The organism is Paraburkholderia sp. 40, assembly GCF_050434105.1.
Taxonomy (GTDB): Bacteria; Pseudomonadota; Gammaproteobacteria; order Burkholderiales; family Burkholderiaceae; genus Paraburkholderia; species Paraburkholderia tuberum.
Genome location: NZ_JBNPVY010000003.1, coordinates 756,467 through 774,510, shown reverse-complemented (window position 1 = coordinate 774,510; position 18,044 = coordinate 756,467). Strand labels below are relative to the sequence as shown.

The 18,044-nt window shown below is 59.9% G+C and carries 14 protein-coding genes and 9 pseudogenes; 6 read left to right on the top strand and 17 right to left on the bottom strand.

Annotated features, from left to right (window positions below):
• Positions 1-4: 4 nt before the first annotated feature.
• Positions 5-2,746, bottom strand: coding sequence for a putative bifunctional diguanylate cyclase/phosphodiesterase (locus tag OKW28_RS19035; protein WP_429448003.1), 2,742 nt, complete (start codon positions 2,744-2,746; stop codon positions 5-7).
• A 364-nt stretch (positions 2,747-3,110) separates the two neighbouring features.
• On the opposite strand from OKW28_RS19035, the gene OKW28_RS19030 reads away from it, so the two are divergent.
• Entirely contained in the window at positions 3,111-3,722 is a 612-nt protein-coding gene (locus OKW28_RS19030; RefSeq protein ID WP_429448002.1) for a cytochrome b, read from the top strand.
• Between the two features lie 28 nt (positions 3,723-3,750).
• Here the strand turns inward: OKW28_RS19030 and OKW28_RS19025 are convergent, their stop codons facing one another.
• From OKW28_RS19025 to OKW28_RS19005, 5 genes and pseudogenes are all read right to left on the bottom strand, one after another.
• The gene (locus OKW28_RS19025) at positions 3,751-3,957 is read right to left on the bottom strand and encodes a hypothetical protein (protein WP_429448000.1); all 207 of its coding nucleotides are present in this window, start codon (positions 3,955-3,957) and stop codon (positions 3,751-3,753) included.
• Positions 3,958-4,058: 101 nt separating this feature from the next.
• Positions 4,059-4,589 carry a cytochrome b gene (locus tag OKW28_RS19020; protein ID WP_184058744.1) on the bottom strand — a complete coding sequence of 177 codons (531 nt, stop codon included), beginning with the start codon at positions 4,587-4,589 and terminating at the stop codon, positions 4,059-4,061.
• Positions 4,590-4,652: 63 nt separating this feature from the next.
• Entirely contained in the window at positions 4,653-5,090 is a 438-nt protein-coding gene (locus tag OKW28_RS19015; RefSeq protein ID WP_187615785.1) for a YeeE/YedE family protein, read from the bottom strand.
• A gap of 1 nt (position 5,091) precedes the next feature.
• Positions 5,092-5,523 (bottom strand): YeeE/YedE family protein, encoded by a 432-nt coding sequence (locus OKW28_RS19010; protein WP_429447998.1) that lies wholly within the window; start codon positions 5,521-5,523, stop codon positions 5,092-5,094.
• Positions 5,524-5,567: 44 nt separating this feature from the next.
• Positions 5,568-5,873, bottom strand: a pseudogene (locus OKW28_RS19005) (TSUP family transporter); the annotation flags it as partial.
• Between the two features lie 9 nt (positions 5,874-5,882).
• Between OKW28_RS19005 and OKW28_RS19000 the strand changes: the two are divergent.
• Positions 5,883-6,023, top strand: a pseudogene (locus tag OKW28_RS19000) (helix-turn-helix domain-containing protein); the annotation flags it as partial.
• 59 nt (positions 6,024-6,082) lie between these two features.
• On the opposite strand, the gene OKW28_RS18995 reads toward OKW28_RS19000, so the two are convergent.
• On the bottom strand, positions 6,083-7,810 hold the full coding sequence (locus OKW28_RS18995; protein ID WP_429447996.1) for a tannase/feruloyl esterase family alpha/beta hydrolase: 1,728 nt from the start codon (positions 7,808-7,810) through the stop codon (positions 6,083-6,085).
• A 12-nt stretch (positions 7,811-7,822) separates the two neighbouring features.
• Positions 7,823-8,965: a porin gene (locus tag OKW28_RS18990; protein ID WP_184058736.1), complete on the bottom strand. Its 1,143-nt coding sequence runs from the start codon at positions 8,963-8,965 to the stop codon at positions 7,823-7,825.
• A gap of 369 nt (positions 8,966-9,334) precedes the next feature.
• Between OKW28_RS18990 and OKW28_RS18985 the strand changes: the two are divergent.
• Positions 9,335-9,652 (top strand): annotated as a pseudogene (locus OKW28_RS18985) (AraC family transcriptional regulator); the annotation flags it as partial.
• A gap of 369 nt (positions 9,653-10,021) precedes the next feature.
• A pseudogene (locus tag OKW28_RS18980) lies at positions 10,022-10,482 on the top strand (IS6 family transposase); the annotation flags it as partial.
• A 138-nt stretch (positions 10,483-10,620) separates the two neighbouring features.
• Here the strand turns inward: OKW28_RS18980 and OKW28_RS18975 are convergent.
• The 4 genes and pseudogenes from OKW28_RS18975 to OKW28_RS18960 all read right to left on the bottom strand — a co-directional run.
• Positions 10,621-11,478, bottom strand: coding sequence for an MBL fold metallo-hydrolase (locus OKW28_RS18975; RefSeq protein ID WP_429447995.1), 858 nt, complete (start codon positions 11,476-11,478; stop codon positions 10,621-10,623).
• 199 nt (positions 11,479-11,677) lie between these two features.
• Positions 11,678-12,220: pseudogene (locus OKW28_RS18970) on the bottom strand (substrate binding domain-containing protein); the annotation flags it as partial.
• Positions 12,221-12,239: 19 nt separating this feature from the next.
• A complete protein-coding gene (locus tag OKW28_RS18965) occupies positions 12,240-13,619 on the bottom strand; it encodes an IS4 family transposase (protein WP_429443705.1) in 1,380 nt (459 codons plus the stop codon).
• Positions 13,620-13,712: 93 nt separating this feature from the next.
• Positions 13,713-14,183, bottom strand: a pseudogene (locus OKW28_RS18960) (LysR family transcriptional regulator); the annotation flags it as partial.
• Positions 14,184-14,298: 115 nt separating this feature from the next.
• Between OKW28_RS18960 and OKW28_RS18955 the strand changes: the two are divergent.
• Both OKW28_RS18955 and OKW28_RS18950 read left to right on the top strand, forming a co-directional pair.
• Positions 14,299-15,142: pseudogene (locus OKW28_RS18955) on the top strand (SDR family NAD(P)-dependent oxidoreductase).
• A 171-nt stretch (positions 15,143-15,313) separates the two neighbouring features.
• Positions 15,314-15,496: pseudogene (locus tag OKW28_RS18950) on the top strand (DUF1348 family protein); the annotation flags it as partial.
• A 268-nt stretch (positions 15,497-15,764) separates the two neighbouring features.
• On the opposite strand, the gene OKW28_RS18945 reads toward OKW28_RS18950, so the two are convergent.
• The 5 genes and pseudogenes from OKW28_RS18945 to OKW28_RS18925 all read right to left on the bottom strand — a co-directional run.
• Positions 15,765-16,025, bottom strand: a complete 261-nt coding sequence (locus OKW28_RS18945; RefSeq protein ID WP_429447993.1) for a hypothetical protein — start codon at positions 16,023-16,025, stop codon at positions 15,765-15,767.
• Entirely contained in the window at positions 16,006-16,524 is a 519-nt protein-coding gene (locus OKW28_RS18940) for a DUF2778 domain-containing protein (protein ID WP_429447991.1), read from the bottom strand. Before OKW28_RS18940 ends, OKW28_RS18945 begins: the two co-directional genes overlap by 20 nt.
• A gap of 12 nt (positions 16,525-16,536) precedes the next feature.
• Positions 16,537-17,022, bottom strand: a complete 486-nt coding sequence (locus OKW28_RS18935; RefSeq protein ID WP_429447989.1) for an Hcp family type VI secretion system effector — start codon at positions 17,020-17,022, stop codon at positions 16,537-16,539.
• A 244-nt stretch (positions 17,023-17,266) separates the two neighbouring features.
• Entirely contained in the window at positions 17,267-17,524 is a 258-nt protein-coding gene (locus OKW28_RS18930; protein WP_429447988.1) for a helix-turn-helix transcriptional regulator, read from the bottom strand.
• Positions 17,517-17,835, bottom strand: a pseudogene (locus tag OKW28_RS18925) (hypothetical protein); the annotation flags it as partial. The pseudogene OKW28_RS18925 and the gene OKW28_RS18930, both read right to left, overlap by 8 nt.
• Between the last annotated feature and the right edge of the window lie 209 nt (positions 17,836-18,044).

Sequence of the window (18,044 nt, the reverse complement as noted above, 5' to 3'; positions counted from 1 at the left end):
GCTCTCAAGACGAGCCACTTTGCAGCTCGCTCATCAGGCTCGCCGCGTAGGCCGGAATATTCGCCGCTGGCTGTGGCGCGGCGAAGTAGTATCCCTGAACGATCTCGCAGCCGGCCTCGGCAAGGAAAGCCAATTGTTCCGCTCGTTCGACGCCTTCCGCGACGACTTCGAAACGCAGATTGCGGGCGAGTGCGATGATCGCACCGATAATCGTCGCATCCGCGAGACTGCTACCAATGCCGCGGATGAACGACATGTCGATCTTCAGACGGTCCGCGTGAAAGCTGCGCAGGTAAGCCAGGCTCGAGTAACCGGCGCCAAAGTCGTCGATCGCTATGGACACGCCAATGTCGTGCAGGGCGCGCAGGGTGGGCAGGGCGCCCGGTGCAACCAGGCCTCCTTCGGTAATCTCCAGTTCGAGCCGGTCCGCGGCCAATTGTGATGCGGCAAGAGCACGACGCACGACGGCGCCGAAATCACTCGAAGTAAGCTGGCTGGGCGACACGTTGACCGACATGCGCAGCTCCGGCAGCACTCCCTCCCAGCGCTTTGCCTGTGCACAGGCAGTTTGCAGCACCCATTCTCCGATTGACGCAATCAAACCGATGTCTTCGGCCAGGGGTATAAACGTCGTTGGGCTGACCGTGCCGAAGTCCGCGTCGCGCCATCGGATGAGCGCCTCGACTCCAGTCAGCCGGTAGCTGCGTATGTCCACTTGCGGTTGGTACGCCAGCTCAAAGCCGTTCTGCTCGACGGCGTTGCGTAGCTTGTGCGATAGCGCGATGCGCTGAGTCGCCGCATGCGCGAGCGAAGGGGCAAATCGCTCGACGCCGTTACGCCCGCCTGCCTTGACTCGATACATCGCAAGGTCTGCGTGTTTCAGCAGAGTTTCGCAGTCCGTGCCGTCTTGCGGATAGCAGCTGACCCCGATGCTCATCCGGACCCGCAGTTGCATGTCGTCGATTTGCACTGGCTTGTCCAGCGCTTGCATCACGCGCGTCAACAGCGCGGAGAGTTCGTCATCGTCGGTTGAACCCTTCAACATCGTCACGAACTCGTCGCCGCCATATCGCGTCACCACGCCATCCGTTCCGACCGATGTCGACAGCCGCCGCGCAACTTCCTGCAACAGGCGATCGCCTGCGCCATGGCCCAGGCTGTCGTTGATGTCCTTGAAATGATCGAGGTCGATGAACAGCAGCGCGAATTCGTGACCATCGAGAATCGCCGTGTCGATCAGCTCACGCAGCGTCACGCGGTTCGGCAAATCCGTCAGCGCATCGCGACGTGCCTGCCTGACCAGTAGATCGCGCGACTCAATGAGTTCCGTCAGGTCGCTCACCACGCTGATGTGATGCGTAACCTTTTCCGCCTCGTCGCTCACCGGTGCCACGTACAGCTGATACCAGAACTCTGTCCCGTTTGCGCGTAGGCTTTTCGTCAGCGTGGTTGCCTCTCGCTTCTCGGCAATAGCGGAACTGATCTGTTTCCACAATCCAGGTGTTTCCGGCCGCGCGGAATGATCTGCGATCTGCGGGCGCTCATAGCCGGTTATTTTCTCGAATGCCGGGTTCGCGTATTCGACCACGTCGCCGCTCGGATCGGGTCGGGTGATGAGCACGCCGTTGCCAATTGCGTCGAGTGCACGGCTTCGCAGCAATAACGCGAGTTCGGCGTGCTTGCGCTCCGTTACGTCGACGGCCGTAATGAAGCACGCGCGACGGCGGGCATAGGTGAGGAAGTGATACGACAGCTCCACGTACACGGGCGTGCCGTCGCTGTGTCGATGCCGGCATACGCCGGCCGAGCCGCTCGTGGTAGCCGCGGCCAACAGCGCGTGCAGATCGTGCAGAAATGACGGCAAGTCGGCGTTCGCATACAGAGAGGTCATGTCGAGCGAACACAGATCACGGCGCGTGCGTCCGTATTGCGATGCGGCGGCCCGGTTCGCAGCGAGAATCGATAGCGTCTCGACGTCGAAAATCAACATCGGAAGTGGATGATGATAAAAGTACTGACGAAACCGGCGCTCGCTTTCTGAAGCAATGACCCGCGCGCGCTGCCGTGCTAGACGGGCGCGATAGTGAGCAACCAACGCATAGCAAAGGAGAAAACATGCCGCCAGCGCCGTGATTGCAAGCACGGTCCGCTCTATCACCAGGTGGCGCGTCGCGCTGTCGGATGCAGCCCTCAGGGAAGCGGTCTGCGCGTCGCGGAGAGTCACCAGTTGGGTGACGATGTTCGCCAGCATACGGTTCGCTTCGAGCAGCGCCGGGCTGTCGACCGACGCGCGGCCATCCGCCACGCGCGCATGTACCGCGATGTCGGCAAGAAGCCACGCCCAGCGAGCCGTCTCACCGCGCAGGTGCCTTAGCATCAGTTGGCTTCGCGGGTCGCTGGCGTAACTTTGTTCCAGGCGGTCGAAACTGGTGGCGGCCGAAACTACCCGCTGCACTGGCCACGCGAAAGATGCCACCCGTGCACTGTCGAGCCCCACCAGGAAATCGGCGTTCGCCTGGATGTTCACTGCCTGCAGCGTCTCGATGTCATCGCGGGCACGCAGAGCGTGAATGCGCTCCGCGTCGGACCGCTCATGCCATATAAGCGTGTAACCAATGCCGACAGCGAAAATGACGAGGCCAGTCAACACCAGTGCGACGGTGATGATCAGTTGCCGGTCGACGCCATGTCGCCGCCTCCACCGGCCAATAATGCCGGCGATGCCTAAACTCGAAATATATTGCATCGGTCAAGAATCAGCGCGCGCACGAGTACATAACATTGATACTCGACGGCGGCGTGGCTCAGCATCTTTTACCGGTTACTGCGCGCGGTAACCGGGCTATTGTCTCCTCGATGGTGATATCGGCAGCAATACGAAGAACTTGAGAATGACTTTGCAAGCGCCACGCGACCGGCTGCACACCGCGCCGCCTGGCTGGACGGAGAAGATTTGAAACGTGAGCCGCTAACAGCTTGAGATTTCACCAGGAGTTTGCGCGTAGAATCCATTCACGAATCCAATACGCCAGCGTCCGGCCAGCCATGTATGCCACGTCACGATACGATGCATCTGCGTGTGTTATCCCCTGGCTTGCCGTGTCGCGGTCGTGCCTACCGTTCGTCGATCGGCACACATCGGGAGCGCTATAGTGAAAAGCTCTGCCACACGCTACGGTTCGATTGCCCAATTCCTCCACTGGTGCACGGCAATTGTCGTGCTCGTGACGTTCATGTATGGGCCCGGCGGATCTGAACAGCGCGTCTACTCTTCGGTGCACGAGTTCGACCGGCGACTGCACGAGACTTTGGGTTTGTGCGTGTTCGCGCTCACCCTCATCCGCCTGCTGTGGCGAGCATACGACGCGCGTCCCGAGACACCTCCAGTTTCTCGCTCGATGGCTGTGATGGCAACAACCGTTCGATGGATGCTGTATCTGCTTCTCCTCGCGCTACCGCTTACCGCCATCTCGGGCGCGTGGCTCGAAGGGCATCCGCTGACGCTGATCGGCGGTTACGATATTCCGCCTTTACTCAGTAGTTCGCATGGAGCAGGCTCGGCCCTCGCATCGCTGCACGCGTGGCTCGGCGACGCCATTATGTGGCTTGCGGGGTTGCACGCATTCGCGGCTATTTTTCATCACGCATTCCTTAAAGACGACGTCCTGATCGCGATGCTTCCACGCTGGTTTCCGGCGGGACGGGCACGTACTGGCCGATAGGCCCCGAATGCCACGAGGCGAGATTGGGCTACGATGGTCCTTGAACACCCGTGGTTGGCCCGCCCTTGCCGGCGAGGGAGATGCTGGCTGAATCGAAAATCGGCAGACCGTCTTTGGGAGAGACGATCTTGCCACTGGCATCATGGTTGAGCCTCGTCCTGGTCACGTCGAGCATCGCCATCACGGCCACTGGAATCGTACGTTCGCCGAAGGTATATCCGTTCAGCTTGAACATTCGACCGTACGGCGTCAGTTCGGGAAACTGTCCGCCCGCGTGACATGCCACGCAGCTTTGCCCTGTTTGACGGGCAAATATAGGCAGCGCTCGAACTACCGCTAGATCTTCATGCGCTGCAGAACGCGGTCGCCGGCGACGAACTGATGAAACATCGCCGCTGCGATATGCAGGCAGATCACGCCGAATAGAACCCAGGCGAGGACGCCGTGAACATCGCCCATCGCATGTCCGAATGACGAACCCGGTGCCGACAGTGAGGGCAACGAAGCAAGTCCGGCGAGGCGGACCGTCCACGTGCGCGACGAAGCGTTGATCCAGCCGAGCAGCGGCACCAGCACGAGAAGCACATACAGCGCGAGGTGCGTGAGCTTCGAAGCGGCGCGAAACAGCGGCGGCAGGTTGTCCGGCGGCGACCGATGAGTCACGCGCCACAGCACCCGCAACACCATCGCTGCGAGCAGTGCGGTGCCGACGCCAAGGTGCCAGGCGATTTCGCCGTCCGGCACGGTATCGCGGTGCACGTCCGGCATCGTCCAGCCGATCACGAACTGCGCGGCAACCAGCCCGACGACGAGCCAATGGAGCAAACGTGCGACGATGTCATAGCGGTGTTCAGTGGAGACTTGCATAGGGGAGCCTGTGAGTTGGATTCAGTCGAAACAGATCGTACACGACCGCGCCTTAAGGCCAGGTTAAGGGGCAGTCGCCAAGGCCGCCTGTCTGCGCCGTTCCAACCACTCGAAGACGGCCATTCCCGCGATCATCGCCGCCACGAACACCCACGCTTTCGCCGACCCGAGTCCGAGCGCAACGAGCGCCGGGCCGGGACAGAACCCTGCAATTCCCCAACCGACGCCGAACGCGAGGCTGCCCACCATCAGCCTTCGCGTGACGTGCGTTGACGCGGGAATCTGCATCGGCAATCCGAGCAGCGACTTGCCGCGGCGCTTCGCGATCGCGAAGCCGATCGCTGCGACAGCCACCGCGCCGATCATCACGAACGCGAGCGACGGGTCCCAGCGTCCTGCGAAATCGAGGAAGCCCAGCACTTTGGCGGGGTTGGCCATGCCCGACAACAGCAGGCCGAAGCCGAACAGCAGCCCGCATACGAATGAAACAACTGTTGCCATCCTATGCTCCGAGAAGATGTCGCATGATATAGACGGTGACGAAGCCGGCCGCCATGAACGTCGCCGTCGCCACGAGCGAGCGCGTGGCGCCGCGTGAAATGCCACACACGCCGTGTCCGCTCGTGCAACCGCTGCCATAGCGGGTGCCGATGCCGACCAGAAAGCCGGCCGCGATCACGGCCGGCCACGACGCGTCGACGCTGATCGCGACGGGCGCACCGACCGCGCGCGCGATTACCGCGGCAGCGACCAGTCCGGCAACGAAGGCGACGCGCCATGCGCCGTCTCGCCTGGTCCAGCGCAGCAGGCCGCCGACTATCCCGCTGATTCCGGCGATGCGGCCCAGCAAAAGCACCATCGCCGCAGCCACGGCGCCGATCAGCAGGCCTCCGCACAGGGACGCGAGCGGGGTGAAATGGTCGAGATCGATCATCGTTCAGGTTGACTGTTGTGTGGGTTGGAGGGAAGCGGCAGCGCTTACGTCAGCGCCGCTGTGACCAGCAGGCCGAGCGCCACGCAGACGAGGATGCTCGCAAAGCCCAGTTGGACCTGACGCGCGGCGATGTGATGCGACGCAAGCCGTCCGCTGAGCATACCGGCGGCGGTGGCGCCAGTGAACCACAACGCGACTTCGAGTGGAAGCGTTGCGCCGTGCGTGGCCGTCGCGAGAACGCCGCCACTGCCGACGAGTGCGATCACCATCAGCGAAGTCGCGACGATACCGTGCATCGACACGTCCGTCAGCTTGCGCATCATCGGCACAATGATGGAGCCGCCGCCGAGGGCTTGCCGCGCAAGCTGACCAATGCGGAACTCGCGCGCGCAGCGGCGCAATTCCGCGGAAAACGCAGTGAGCTTGCCGCGCAGCTGGGATTGAGCGAGCGCACGCTTTATCGCCGGCTCAAAGCGATCGCGGGCGGTGAGGGGGCCTAACCTTTCCTCGGCGTAGTGGGGGAGCGTTCACATCTTCTCCCCCTCGCACGGTCAGTGGCTTAGCTGCAAGTGAAACTGCTTGCCGAGTTCACGTCTCCGCTGGTATAGCGGGCCACCTTCGGATACGAGCAGAGCGGACGCGTGCGCCCGGCACCCCAGCTAGTCGGCACCTCGCTATTCGGTATCGCGTTGGTCGTGTCGCGAGCCGTTGCGATGACCCGGTTCGGCGCTTGCCCTTGCTCGACCCATGCCACCATAGGCGTCAGCATGTCGAACTGATCGGCCGTCGGACCGCCGCTGCAGTGGTTCATCCCTGCTACAGTGAAGAGCCGGGCGAAATTGCTCGCGTCACCGCCACTAGCCGTGGACAAGCGCTGATACCAGTCGGTCGTATCGTTCGACGAGAACACTGGATCGCTCGTCCCGTGATAGACGATCAACTTCGCGCCCCGGCTCCTCAGACCGCTCAGATCAGTCTCGTTCGGCGGGGTCATGAATGACCACGAAGACTCGAAATAGACACCGCTCGTTGCGAAGATCTTCGGCGCGTCACTGTCCATGTTGAAGTTCAGAGCGTAGGCGCCGATGGAGCTGAGCAGCGAAGCGCTCTGAGGCGGCGACGTAAATACAAAGGCCGCCGCGGCCGGGTCAAGGCTGATGGAATTGCCTTGCTTCCACGCGGCCCAGCCTGATCCGTTGACACCGACGTCATACGGAAAGCTCGCATAGAGCGCAGTGCCAGCGCTATTTTTCGCCCCAGAGAAAATATTTCCAACGGCTTGCTTTTGAGCCGCCGTAAGACAGGTGCCGTCGCGCCCATTGCTCGAACATGTCGGTACGTCCGTGGCCAGGTCGAAGCTCGCCTGGCACGCTTTGATGTCTTGCACCATCCCGTCCGCTACACCATCCAGCGAATCGCACTTCGCGATGATCTTCGACGCGATGAGCTGCCTTTCAGCAGTCGTCAAGCCGCTGGTGATATCGGCAATTCCGGACGACGTTTTGGCGGTCGCGACGGTAGCTAGCTGTTGTGCGCTCCACATCTGCCCGATCGCCGCCTTTGGCAAATGGAAGCCGGGGTCGCCGGCAATGATGCCGTCGTAATCCGCGAAAGACCTGGCTGCCGCCACCATCGCATGACGGCCGCCGTTCGAGCAACCTTCGAAGTAGCTGCGGTCGGGGCCCTTGCCATAGGCCAACTTGATCACCTGCCTGGCCATTGGCGTGAGCGTAGCAACGGCGTTATAGCCATAATCGAGGCGCGCCTGGGGATCGAGACCAAACAGCGGGTTTTGCGACCCGGAATGACCTGCATCCGAACTGATCACGGCGAAGCCCATGTTTAGAGCGTTGTTCAGCGGGCCCCCGCCACTGAGCACCCCCGTCGCCGGTGTCACATTACCGTCGAGACCACCGTTGGCCTGATAGAAAAAGCGACCATTCCACGCGATAGGTAGCCGCATTTCAAAACCAATCGCATAAGTTTGGCCGTCAACGGCGCTCGTGCGTTGATTCATTTTCCCTTCGATCACGCAATGTTCGGGCACGGACTTTCCCGCCACCGTGAGCGTTCCGGCCGGCACGTCGGTAACGGACGTGAACGTCGTGGCCGCAAACGTCAACCTGGCGGCGAGCGCGCTGCAGTTTCCTGACAGCGTCGCGGGTTGTGCTGCGGAAAGCTGAGGCAATTGTGTCGCACTGGTGGAGAGCGAGTCGGAACCGCCGCCGCAGGCCGCCAGCATCGCGGACACTGTCGATACGCACATCGCAATTGAAGTTCGTTTCATTCTCGCCCCCTATCAGAACATGTGTTTAATGCCGACCATCACGCCCGTTTGACCCATGCCCGCGCCTGGCGTGGTCCCACCGCCGCCACCGCTGACCGAATAGCGCGCCTTCGCGCTGTTCGCGAGATACGCAGCCTGCGCATAGACCGACGAACGCTTGCTCAGAAGATAGGTGGTGCGTAACGTTCCCATCGTGGCGCGGGTATCGTGGTCGCTATTGATGATCCGAAACACTTCGCCATCGAGGAGAAACGCAGGCGTGACCATGTACGAAGCGCCCAGGAAGAACAGATCCGAACGGATATTCGGTACTGTCGGCGACTGGGTCACTACGCGGCGTCCAATCCAACCTGCGCCGATCTTCGCGCCTGCGTACTGCGCATAGGCGCTCAGTTGGGTACGGGCGTCCTTGTCCGCGGCGTTGATGAGAGGTGTCGGCGCAATTCCGTCGAAGAAGTTGGCGGCTGCGGTCGCGCCGCCGCGTTGCTCCTCGTACGACGCAGCCGCGCCGAAATATTGAGAGTCGTACTTGAGCATTGCGGACCAGTCGCGGCATTCCGTGGCGTGGCCTGGAACCGAGCCGGTACAGGTTCCTTGTCCCGGCGAGTTGCCGGTACCCGCCGCGTCCCGTCCGAATGAATAGCCCGCGCCCAGCGTAAAGCCCTTGTACGAGCCAAGATAGGTGATGGAGTTATCGGCGCGTGCGTTGGGCACATAGGCATCCAGGGAGCCCATGCCGTAAATGTCCGGACCGATGATGTCGGCGCCCTGAACCGCAAGATAGGTCATCGTGTACTGACGGCCGAACGCGAGCGTTCCATACGGGCTTTTCATGCCGACGAATGCCTGACGTCCAAACAGCCTCCCGCCCTGTCCAGAACTGCCGTCGCGCACGTTAAAGCCGCTTTCGAGCGTGAAGACAGCGCTGTAGCCGCCGCCTAGATCTTCGTTGCCGCGCAGCCCCCAGCGTGATGGGAACTCTCCGGTAACGGATGGCATGCGAAAGACGCTGTCGCCCTTTGCGTTCGCGTGCGAGACATACTCGATCCCCGTGTCCACGATGCCATACAACGTGACGCTTGATTGCGCAAAGGCTCCAGTGCTCAGCGCGCATAGCGCACCGAACATGAGAACGTGAGTCGACTTCAATTGCATGGTGATGTCTCCAGACCAGTTGTATGTTTTTTTGTTGAACTGCGGTTGAGGGATCTTCGGTTTCAGGCGATTGCAGCGATGAGCGTGACGGGGATGCTGACGCCGATCACCGTTGATGCAATATCAGGCAGTCTGATATAAAGAACAAAATAAAGCGCGTCCTGGAAGACGCGCCTGTCCGTCGCGATAGTTCCGTATTTGATATCAGGTATCCTGACAACGCAAGCATGAAATGTTCGGTAGATACCCTATGCAGCGGGATGGATGCGAGGCGAGCATTGATCGGTGACGGCCGCCCTCCCGACCAGCAGCGCAAACTGTACGAGCTCGCCTACGCGCAGGTCCACTTCAATATGGACGCTCGCTGGCTCGCTGGTGTCGCCCACGCTGGCGCTGCGCATGCGGTGGGGCGAGGCTTGCCCGCAGGCCATCCTGCGTATCGAGCGCGATGTGCTCGAGCGTCATGCACAGCGTCATTTCGGCGACGCGGCGCGTGGGGCAATCGAATTCGAGCCAGAATTCGCACTGACGTCGGCACAGGGGCAGTGCCTGATGCAGTTGCTGCCGATGCTCGTGGAAATCATGAGTACGGAGGCGCATCCGCTGCGCAATCCACTCGCATTTGAGCAGTTCGAATCGACACTGCTGAACGCGCTTATCTATGGTCAGCCGAAAGGACAGAAGTCGCACCCAAACCTACCCGAATGTGACCTTCACATTTCTGGGCTTTCAGTTTCGTGCGCGAAGGGTGTTGACCCGGCACGGGCAGGTCTCGACTACTACGGGGCTTTCTATCGGACAGCCATGCATGAGTTGAGTCGGTATCTCGACCGAAAGCTCGTGCGCTGGGTTCGGCGCAAGTACAAAACACGGCGACGGCACAAACGGTGCAGTGAAGAGTGGTTGCGCAAGATGAAGAAGGCGTACCCGCGAGAGTTCGCGCACTGGCAGTATCAGGGGGACGGGTTGGATAACGGGGGCCGTGTAAATCGAGAGTTTTACGCACGGTTCTGCGAGAGACTCGGGGTGCAATTCCCTGGGTCTGCTCACCCCTACGTGAAGATTCGTGGCATATGGGCCTATCTTTACCGCGCTGTGACCGGGCGGGAAAGACGATCGATTTTCGCCTCAGCGCCAGGCGCGATGTGGCGGCAGCAAAGGCATTCTTCGCGAAGGCGATCGGAACTCAGGGGCGCGCTCCTGGAACGATCACGCTGGACGGCTACGCGGCATCTCATCGGGCGGTCCGCGAGATGAAGACTGACGGGTCGCCACCCAGGCGAACGAAATTGCGATCCTCGAAGTACCTGAACAACCTGATCGAACAGGATCACCGCCACATCAAATCGCGGGTGAACGTGATGCTCGGGTTCAAGCGGTTCCGGAACGCGGTCGTGACCCTCTCCGGCATCGAACTGATGCATCGCATTCGCAAAGGCGAGTTTGATCTCACCGGCGTGCACCTCGAAGATACCACTTCGCCCTCGATCTGGATGGCGGTTCTTTCAGCTCGTTGAGGTCCCTGAAAAATGGGCGATTTCTCGCCCACCTGCCGAATTTGCACCACAACCCCGAGGCGATTGTTTAGCACGTGCGGTTCGAGTTCAAGCGCTTCCACAGGGGCAAGGACGACGCTTTAGCGAAAAACAGCGAATTCAGTCCTTTCGCATGCGTGCAACCAATGCGAGCAAGCGGGCATTCATTTCCGCAGCCTGCAAATGCGCGTGCCAACCGTGACCAGGAAGCAGCCATTCGAAGCGATACGCGGCCAACTTGCTGAGCGATTCGGTGAGCGCTGTCCACGAGTACCAGCACGCGTCCCTGAACGCGACGAGGTCCTGCTGGCGTGGGCTCCAGGCAAGCGAATCCCCCGAGAACAGCACGCGATCATCGAGCTGGTACACGACGCTACCTCGAGTGTGCCCGGGTACAGGGATCGCGCGCACGCCGGCCGCAATGTTCAGTGCTGAACCGTCGTCGAGCAGATCCGTCGCATATGGGGCGGCCGACACGTCCTCGCGGTGAATCCAGACGCGCGCGCCGAATTGACGCGCGTATTTGTCAGCGTCTGCGACGTCGTCACGATGCGACAGCAGAATGTGCGCAATACCGCCAGCGCCGTCAAACCATTTCACGAGTTCCGCCGCATAGCGCGGAGAGTCGATGAGCAGATTGCCTTCCGGACGCGCGGCAAAATAAGAATGTGCGCCAAACGACGACCGTGCGTTGAATCCACAGCGCCACACGCCCGATGTGATCTGCTGCGGAAAGATCGCTGCGTTCGGACGAGGCTGCTTCGTTTCGCTGCGTACCGACGCCGTAGGGCACACGAGCACCGCACGCCAGGCATCAAGCTGCTCTTCTGGTGTGGCCGGCTGCCGAGCGAAGACACTCTTGTCGTTGCGCTCGACAATCAGCCCAGGCGCGACGTGACGAGATGCACCGCAATTGATGCATGCAGTGTCGATGTACCACTCTCCTGAAGCGGAGTCGGTATTACGTATGGGCTTCATTTGATGCTCCCGGGCTGACGTGCGCATCCTTCGGCTCGACGCTCGTTGGCGTCTCGCGGTCGTTGGAGGGATTGTTACACGATCATTGATGTACAGGCGGAAACGGCTCGTTCGTCACGCCCTTGTCCCGCTACGAAGCCTTGTTTGCGCTTGGCGCGTGATTTACCACGGCTGGCTGCGCTTGCCGCAACAGACACCCCTATGCGGCACTTCGTCTACTCCTGGCGCGGCCGCTTCTGCTCGTCGAAGTAACCAACTCCTCTGCTGTGAGGAAAAATTGACTGTTGTCCGCGCGGCGCGCAACGATGAAGTCGATGAAGGTTCTCACGCGGAGCGGTTGTTCCGTCCGGCGACGGTAGTAGACGTAAATCGACTCGCGCTGGGTCAAATGCTGAGTGAGCAAAGGCACGAGCCGTCCAGCCCGGATGTGTGAGACGGCCGAGAAGCTTCCAAGCTGCCCAATTGCCACGCCGGCCAGTACCGCTTCGGCTTCCGCGTCGATATCGTTCGAACAGACCGAAGCAGCCATCTCCCGATACACAATCTCCCCGCCCACCATAAATTCCCACGGCGCCCGCTTGCCGGTGTTCGCACGCCGGTATCCAGAACAACGATGCGCATCGAGCTCGTCCACGGTTTTCGGCGTGCCGTACCGTTCGAGATAGGCTGGCGACGCGCATACGATCAACTGAATCGGTAGCAGTCGCCTGGCAATCGCCCCCTCGGAAGGCTCAGGATTACCCACAAGTAATGTGATGGTGCTATTCGTTTTGCCTGAATATTCGGTACATCATCGTGATTTCGTGCAGGACAAGAAATCCACGCCAGATGACGGTAGGACCAGGTGGACGATCATGCTTTCGAGCGAGATATCCGCCGAGTCTGGCGATCCACAAGATGACCTGCGCGAGTGACGGCGGTTTATCAGGTATTTCGGTACTGCCATGCGTACGACAGTAGAGGGCTCGCCACTCGATTGGCTGCAGCAATACTTCGCATGGCAGGTTGCCATCAAGCCTGGCAAGCAACATGGAGTACAGGATCCTCCAGCTTACGACGGCGAACAATGCGGTGGCGCGGACGAATCGATCGAGATTGCCAAATTGGCGGGCTTCAATGCGACAGCCACTTTTAAGCACACGATGCCACGATTCAATCGTCCATCGGCGCGCATACCATGCAAGACGCTCGAGGGCCTCTGCGTGTGTTTGCGTAGGCACCGAAGTCAGTAGAAGCCATTCCAATGGCTCTGCTCCTTCGTCTAAGTTCGTTTCCTGTGCATGAATTGCAAACACTTCAATTTCGGGAAGCTTCTCGCGACGACGATTTTGCGGCGGACGAAGGCGTACGGGCATGCAGCGCACAACCAGCCGTGCGGTGCGTGCCTGGCGGTTTTCGCGTGCAGGCACCTGCAGTTGCGCCTCTCCAAGCACTGGCGAGGCCAGCACGGTTTCCCACAAATATCGATCGGGGTGAGCAACGCGTCGGTTCCACGACGCGCGCACCAACCAGTCGACACCGGCAGGCCGCTGCGCCAGGAACACGTCATAGACATCGCCTTCACGGTCGCTCACGCCGATGACATGCGTGCACGGACAGTGCGTCTTGAGTACGCCCAGTTGCTCGATGCCTTCGAGCCATTTCGCGCTCTCTTTCTGTTGTACGGTTCGTTGCCCACGCAGATGTTTCTTGCCCAACTCCTCGTGCCTGCGTATCCAGGTCTTCATCCCGATCACCCCGAGTGGCAGCCCCTCTGGCGTGAGCGCAAGCAGACTGTGTATCAGGAAACCACGCACATGTGGATCGGAGCCATATCCCAGACCTTCGGTTGCCCGCAGATGAGACAAATTGAACTCGGTGGTGTCCTGAACAGCAAGGACGACTGGCACCTGTTGCATACGACACAGCGTTTGACCGATGTGCCCACCCAGCACGCCATCGACATCCACGTGCGGGTTGTCGAAAAAACGATATGCCGCCTTCAGCTCCGAACCATTGAACGACTGCGGAAAAGAGCAATGTGGGCCCAACGAAAGCTTGCGTGCCAGCGTCACGAGCCGTCTGGTCAGGCGAGCGTCGCCGAGCTCGGCGGCGCCAAACTCTTCATTTGCCCAATCATCAAGGTCAGATGTGTCCGACAATGCCCGACATCACAGATCACGAACCGGATCAAAGTTAACATCGGTCGTCACCGTTTACAAGCCATCGCCCTTCAATCGCACAGTCGCGAGCGACTTATGGGTAATCCTGAGCTCGGAAGGCGGGGATCCGCCGCGGAAGCCGACGTCGGCGCGATCGCTGACGAGGTCCGTGAAATGATCGTCGAAGCGAATATCGATCTGCACGTCAGGGTATAGCACCGCAAACTCAAGGATCGATGGCCAGAGTGCCGTTCGCCCGAGCGCCGTCGGAGCGCTTATCCGTAGGGGCCCCGCAACTTCTTCCCCTGAACGGCGAGCATCGTCAATCGCGGACGACAACATAGCGAGCGCTGGCTCGACACCTTGCAATAGTCTTTGCCCCTCTTCGGTCAGACTCAACTTTCGCGTTGTCCGATGAAACAGCCGGACGCCAAGCGACTTTTCGAGCTGCATGACCGCGTGGCTCGCGGCCTGCGGCGAGATGCCCAGGTCTGCGGCTGCCCGACGGAAGCTGCCGAGCGTTGCTGCACGGACGAACACCGAAATCGCCCGGACCTCATTCATGGCTGACTCCATTCGCAAATATTGATTGATTATGAGTCTAGCATTCGATGCCTGGTAGCTGTTAATCGCGCGCCCTATGCTTCTCTTCACATTCACCACGAAACGGGAGCAAATCATGAGCAACGCTACGCAGCACCGGTTCAAGCACGCCTGGTTCGTTACGGGCGCCTCACGCGGGTTAGGCACACTGATCGCACAAGCGGGCCTGGCGGACGGAAATGCAGTGGTTGCGGCGGGACGCAACGTTCGGGCGATCATTGAGCGTCTTGGCGAATCACCTGCGCTGTTGCCGGTCGCGCTCGACGTAACTGACGAGGAGCAGGTCAAAAGAGCCGCGCAGGCTGCTTTGGCAAAGTTTCGCAGGATCGACGTGTTGGTCAACAACGCCGGCTTCGGACTGCTCGCAGCCGTAGAGGAATCGGCCGACGCAGACGTACGTCGCATGTACGACACTAACGTTTTTGAACTGCTCAATGTCACGCATGCGGTGCTGCCAGTGATGCGGGGACAGCGCTCGGGCCATGTGATCAACGTGTCCTCGCTCGGCGGCGGGATTCGGGGTGTATTGCTCGACGAAATTCGCCGTCGAAGGCATTACGGAAGCGCTCCACGCGGAGTTGAAGCCGCTCGGCATTCACGCGACCGTCGTTGAGCCCGGCTATTTCCGTACCGATTTCCTCGATCCGTCGTCGCTCGTCGTCGGCAAGGAGGTCATCGACGGCTACGACGAGACGTCGGGCAACGTGCGTCGATTCGCTGAAGGAATGAATCACAATCAGCCGGGCGACCCGCAGAAGCTTGCGAAGGCCCTCGTCACGCTTGTCGATGTACCGAGACCGCCACTGCGTCTGCCGCTCGGAACCGACACGCTGAAGGCGATAGCCGAAAAGAACGCCTATGTTGCTACGGAAACTGAAACATGGAAGGCACTGTCGGCGTCAACCGATTTCTCAGACTGAGTTCTCTCGAGATGACGAACGTGTAGCGCGGTTGCGCTGCTGAGTAGTGCCGATTTCTATCTCAATCCCGCCTGAATAAGGGGAGTCTGTGATGTCCATAAACGCTGAAGTGCGCCCGCCCATCCCACCGTTCACCCTGAATCCGCAATCGAGAAGATTCGACTTGCGAAAGACGCTGGCAATTGGTTCCGCTCCTACGGAAACGAGAACTGGGAGTTTGGACCTGATGGTCTGATGCACCACCGGTATGCCTGTATCAACGACATGCCGATCAAGGCAAGCGATCGCAAGTTCCATTCGCCGCTGGGTCGCCGCCCCGACGATCACCCCGGTCCGAGCGAGCTGGGCCTTTGAAAAATTGCGCTGAGCACCGCCGTCGGTCGATACGATGAGCGAGATCAGGACGAGTTCCACCAGAATTGCGGATATCATCGGGATCATCGAAGGGATCGCCTTCCAGACCAAAATTCGCGCGCGCCGCGCAAAGCCTTGTCCCGCCTGGCTCTGAGCAAACGCGCACTTTCTGACCCACCAGTTAACCCCCGCAACGCGATCATCACGCGCCGGACTTGACGGGACCGCGCAGGAATGAATTCGGCCCGATCGCTGCTCATCGACCCTGTTAATTTTTGCGTTGATAGCGCCGCCATAGCCTTATGATCACCACATAGGCGAGCACGGCGACGATCAGTTCGATAGTCACCCAGACCACGAAAATCAAATCTTCGGGGTCCCGGATGCCGAGCCAATCCGAAGCATCCCACCAGACTGCTAGCTGGCTCTCCGGTATCGGGTAGGGATACGGGCGCACATAGCGAACCGAAAGAACGAACAGACCAAAGAACAGTGCGACCTTGAACACCCTACGGGCAAGTGTTGCCATACGTGATGACCTCAATTGTTCCATAGGCGCGAAGGCCCGAACTGCGCGCAGGGATTTTCACGGTGTGCAGCAGCGCGTTGCGGATTCGCATGAAGTCGGTACGGCTCGGCAGGGTAATGCAGCCAAGTGACACCCCCGCACCACCTGCGGGATGCAACCGGAACTGGCCGCGCCGGACGCCATTAACCCATGTCACATCATCAATGCTGCCATCATCCCGATACAGTGCGAACCAGTCATCGTGATTGGTCGCACTGCCCCATGCGGCATTCCACGTATCTTTTGCCCATGCGTAAGCCTGCGAACGGATGCCGCCCGTGGGGCGATCCACGATCCAGTATTTACCGGCAGGAATCGGCCCCTTGTCAGGCACCATCGTGCAGCCGCCCCGGTTGAGGTACGGACCATCGCCCGAATACGCGTCGAACGTGCCGACACCGAAAATTGTGAGCGGTGAAAACGGTTTGTTATTCACCAAAAACTTACCCTCATAGGCCATTGTCACTCCCGCTTATCCGCGCTCATTCCATGCATCGGTGTATTTGATATTGCCGTCAAGGTAGTGCCATGTGATTCGCTCATACATCATCGACACGGCCTCAACGTGATTGAGCAGCGAGTCGGGTGACAGCTTGGTATTCATCATGCCAGGATTGATGCCGCAGACCTTTACGCCTTCGAGTAGCATCACGAAATAAACTTCCTCCTTCCCCGCGTCGTTGATGCGATACCACTTTATCTCAGCAGACTGCAACGTTTGCCCCTTTGCCACGGCCTTGTAAAGATAAGGCGTAGCAGCGTCAAACTCCTTTTCTAACGCAACTGGCGAGTGCGAGCGCGCGCCGGTAATCTTGCCGTTAGCCGCATCAACCGGCAGATTCACGCCGTGGCTGAAGCCGATAATTTCAATGCTTCCCTCGCGATCCTGAACGGTTGACGAGCCTTTGATGTCTGCGCCGCCATCATCTTTCAGCCACATATGCGCAGGAATTGGCATCTTGAATTTTTCCTTGAATGGTTAAATGAGCGCTGCATGTTTACGACCTCATTTTTAATAAGGTACGCACTACGAACGGACAATCTTTTACCCGGATACGCAAGCATTTGCAACGGGGATGCTATGCACTATCAATACTTTCACGTGATTTAACAAACATCGGAAGTGTGACTGCGATCTGATCGAGCGCAGCGCGCAGGCAAAAAAAGACCCGCGCGATGCGGGTCGGGTGGATGTCCTGCGATCAGGTCTCGGATCGCTGGCGCTTCGCCTTCCTTGGCGGCTTCATCTGCGCCTTGCCTGAGTCCGGGTCGTGCTGCAATGTGCCTGCCGCACAATCTGCGATCCATTGATTGACCTCGCTTTCACGCCAGCGCACCGCCGCTACGCCGACCTTGATGGGTTTGGGGAACTTGCCTTGCGCGATCTTCAGATAGATCGTCGATCCGGTTAGGCCGATACGCTGCTCGACCTCGGCGCGGCGTAGCAAGCGCTCATTCATGCGCTGCGTGACCTCTTATCGCCGCGAGCCACCGGAAGGGTTGCCAGACCACGGCGATGCCCGCGCCACGAAAGAGTATGGCCGAGCTCGACGAAATGCGTGGTGGGCGCGGCGAGCATGACGTTCTGCACGAACTGCGGCATGCTGCGCGCGAGCGTGGCCATGAAAATGCCCATCGAAGTGGTGGCGAACAGGTGCAGCGTCGCGCCAGCGAGAAAGAGCGCGACCGATCCTTCAATCGGTACGTGCAGCGCGCCGCGCACGATGAAGGTGAGCGAGAGCGCCGCCGCGGCGACGGCGGCTCGTCCGACACGCGTGTGGCCGCGACGCAGCCGACCTATCGGATGCATGTGAGTGAAAACCAATGCGCTCAATGAGTTGAGCGAGTCATGAGCCTGTTGTCCACAGGTTTGTGCCCAGCTTCTGTGGGTATCTTGAGTGGTTATCGAAACGCCTGCAGAGAAGGTCGAACGGGGCGTGAGGACATCGTTTCCGTCTCCTCAAAGTCACGCCGGCGGGG

Excerpts from the sequence above, each read along its gene's own strand:
- OKW28_RS19015 (WP_187615785.1), bottom strand. The coding sequence starts at position 5,090 with ATGGCAACAGTTGTTTCATTCGTATGCGGGCTGCTGTTCGGCTTCGGC.
- OKW28_RS18940 (WP_429447991.1), bottom strand. The coding sequence starts at position 16,524 with ATGGCCTATGAGGGTAAGTTTTTGGTGAATAACAAACCGTTTTCACCG.
- OKW28_RS18975 (WP_429447995.1), bottom strand. The coding sequence starts at position 11,478 with ATGAAGCCCATACGTAATACCGACTCCGCTTCAGGAGAGTGGTACATC.
- OKW28_RS18995 (WP_429447996.1), bottom strand. The coding sequence starts at position 7,810 with ATGAAACGAACTTCAATTGCGATGTGCGTATCGACAGTGTCCGCGATG.
- OKW28_RS18945 (WP_429447993.1), bottom strand. The coding sequence starts at position 16,025 with ATGGCAACACTTGCCCGTAGGGTGTTCAAGGTCGCACTGTTCTTTGGT.
- OKW28_RS18930 (WP_429447988.1), bottom strand. The coding sequence starts at position 17,524 with ATGAATGAGCGCTTGCTACGCCGCGCCGAGGTCGAGCAGCGTATCGGC.
- OKW28_RS19020 (WP_184058744.1), bottom strand. The coding sequence starts at position 4,589 with ATGCAAGTCTCCACTGAACACCGCTATGACATCGTCGCACGTTTGCTC.
- OKW28_RS18935 (WP_429447989.1), bottom strand. The coding sequence starts at position 17,022 with ATGCCAATTCCTGCGCATATGTGGCTGAAAGATGATGGCGGCGCAGAC.
- OKW28_RS19010 (WP_429447998.1), bottom strand. The coding sequence starts at position 5,523 with ATGATCGATCTCGACCATTTCACCCCGCTCGCGTCCCTGTGCGGAGGC.
- OKW28_RS19025 (WP_429448000.1), bottom strand. The coding sequence starts at position 3,957 with ATGTTCAAGCTGAACGGATATACCTTCGGCGAACGTACGATTCCAGTG.
- OKW28_RS19035 (WP_429448003.1), bottom strand. The coding sequence starts at position 2,746 with ATGCAATATATTTCGAGTTTAGGCATCGCCGGCATTATTGGCCGGTGG.
- OKW28_RS18990 (WP_184058736.1), bottom strand. The coding sequence starts at position 8,965 with ATGCAATTGAAGTCGACTCACGTTCTCATGTTCGGTGCGCTATGCGCG.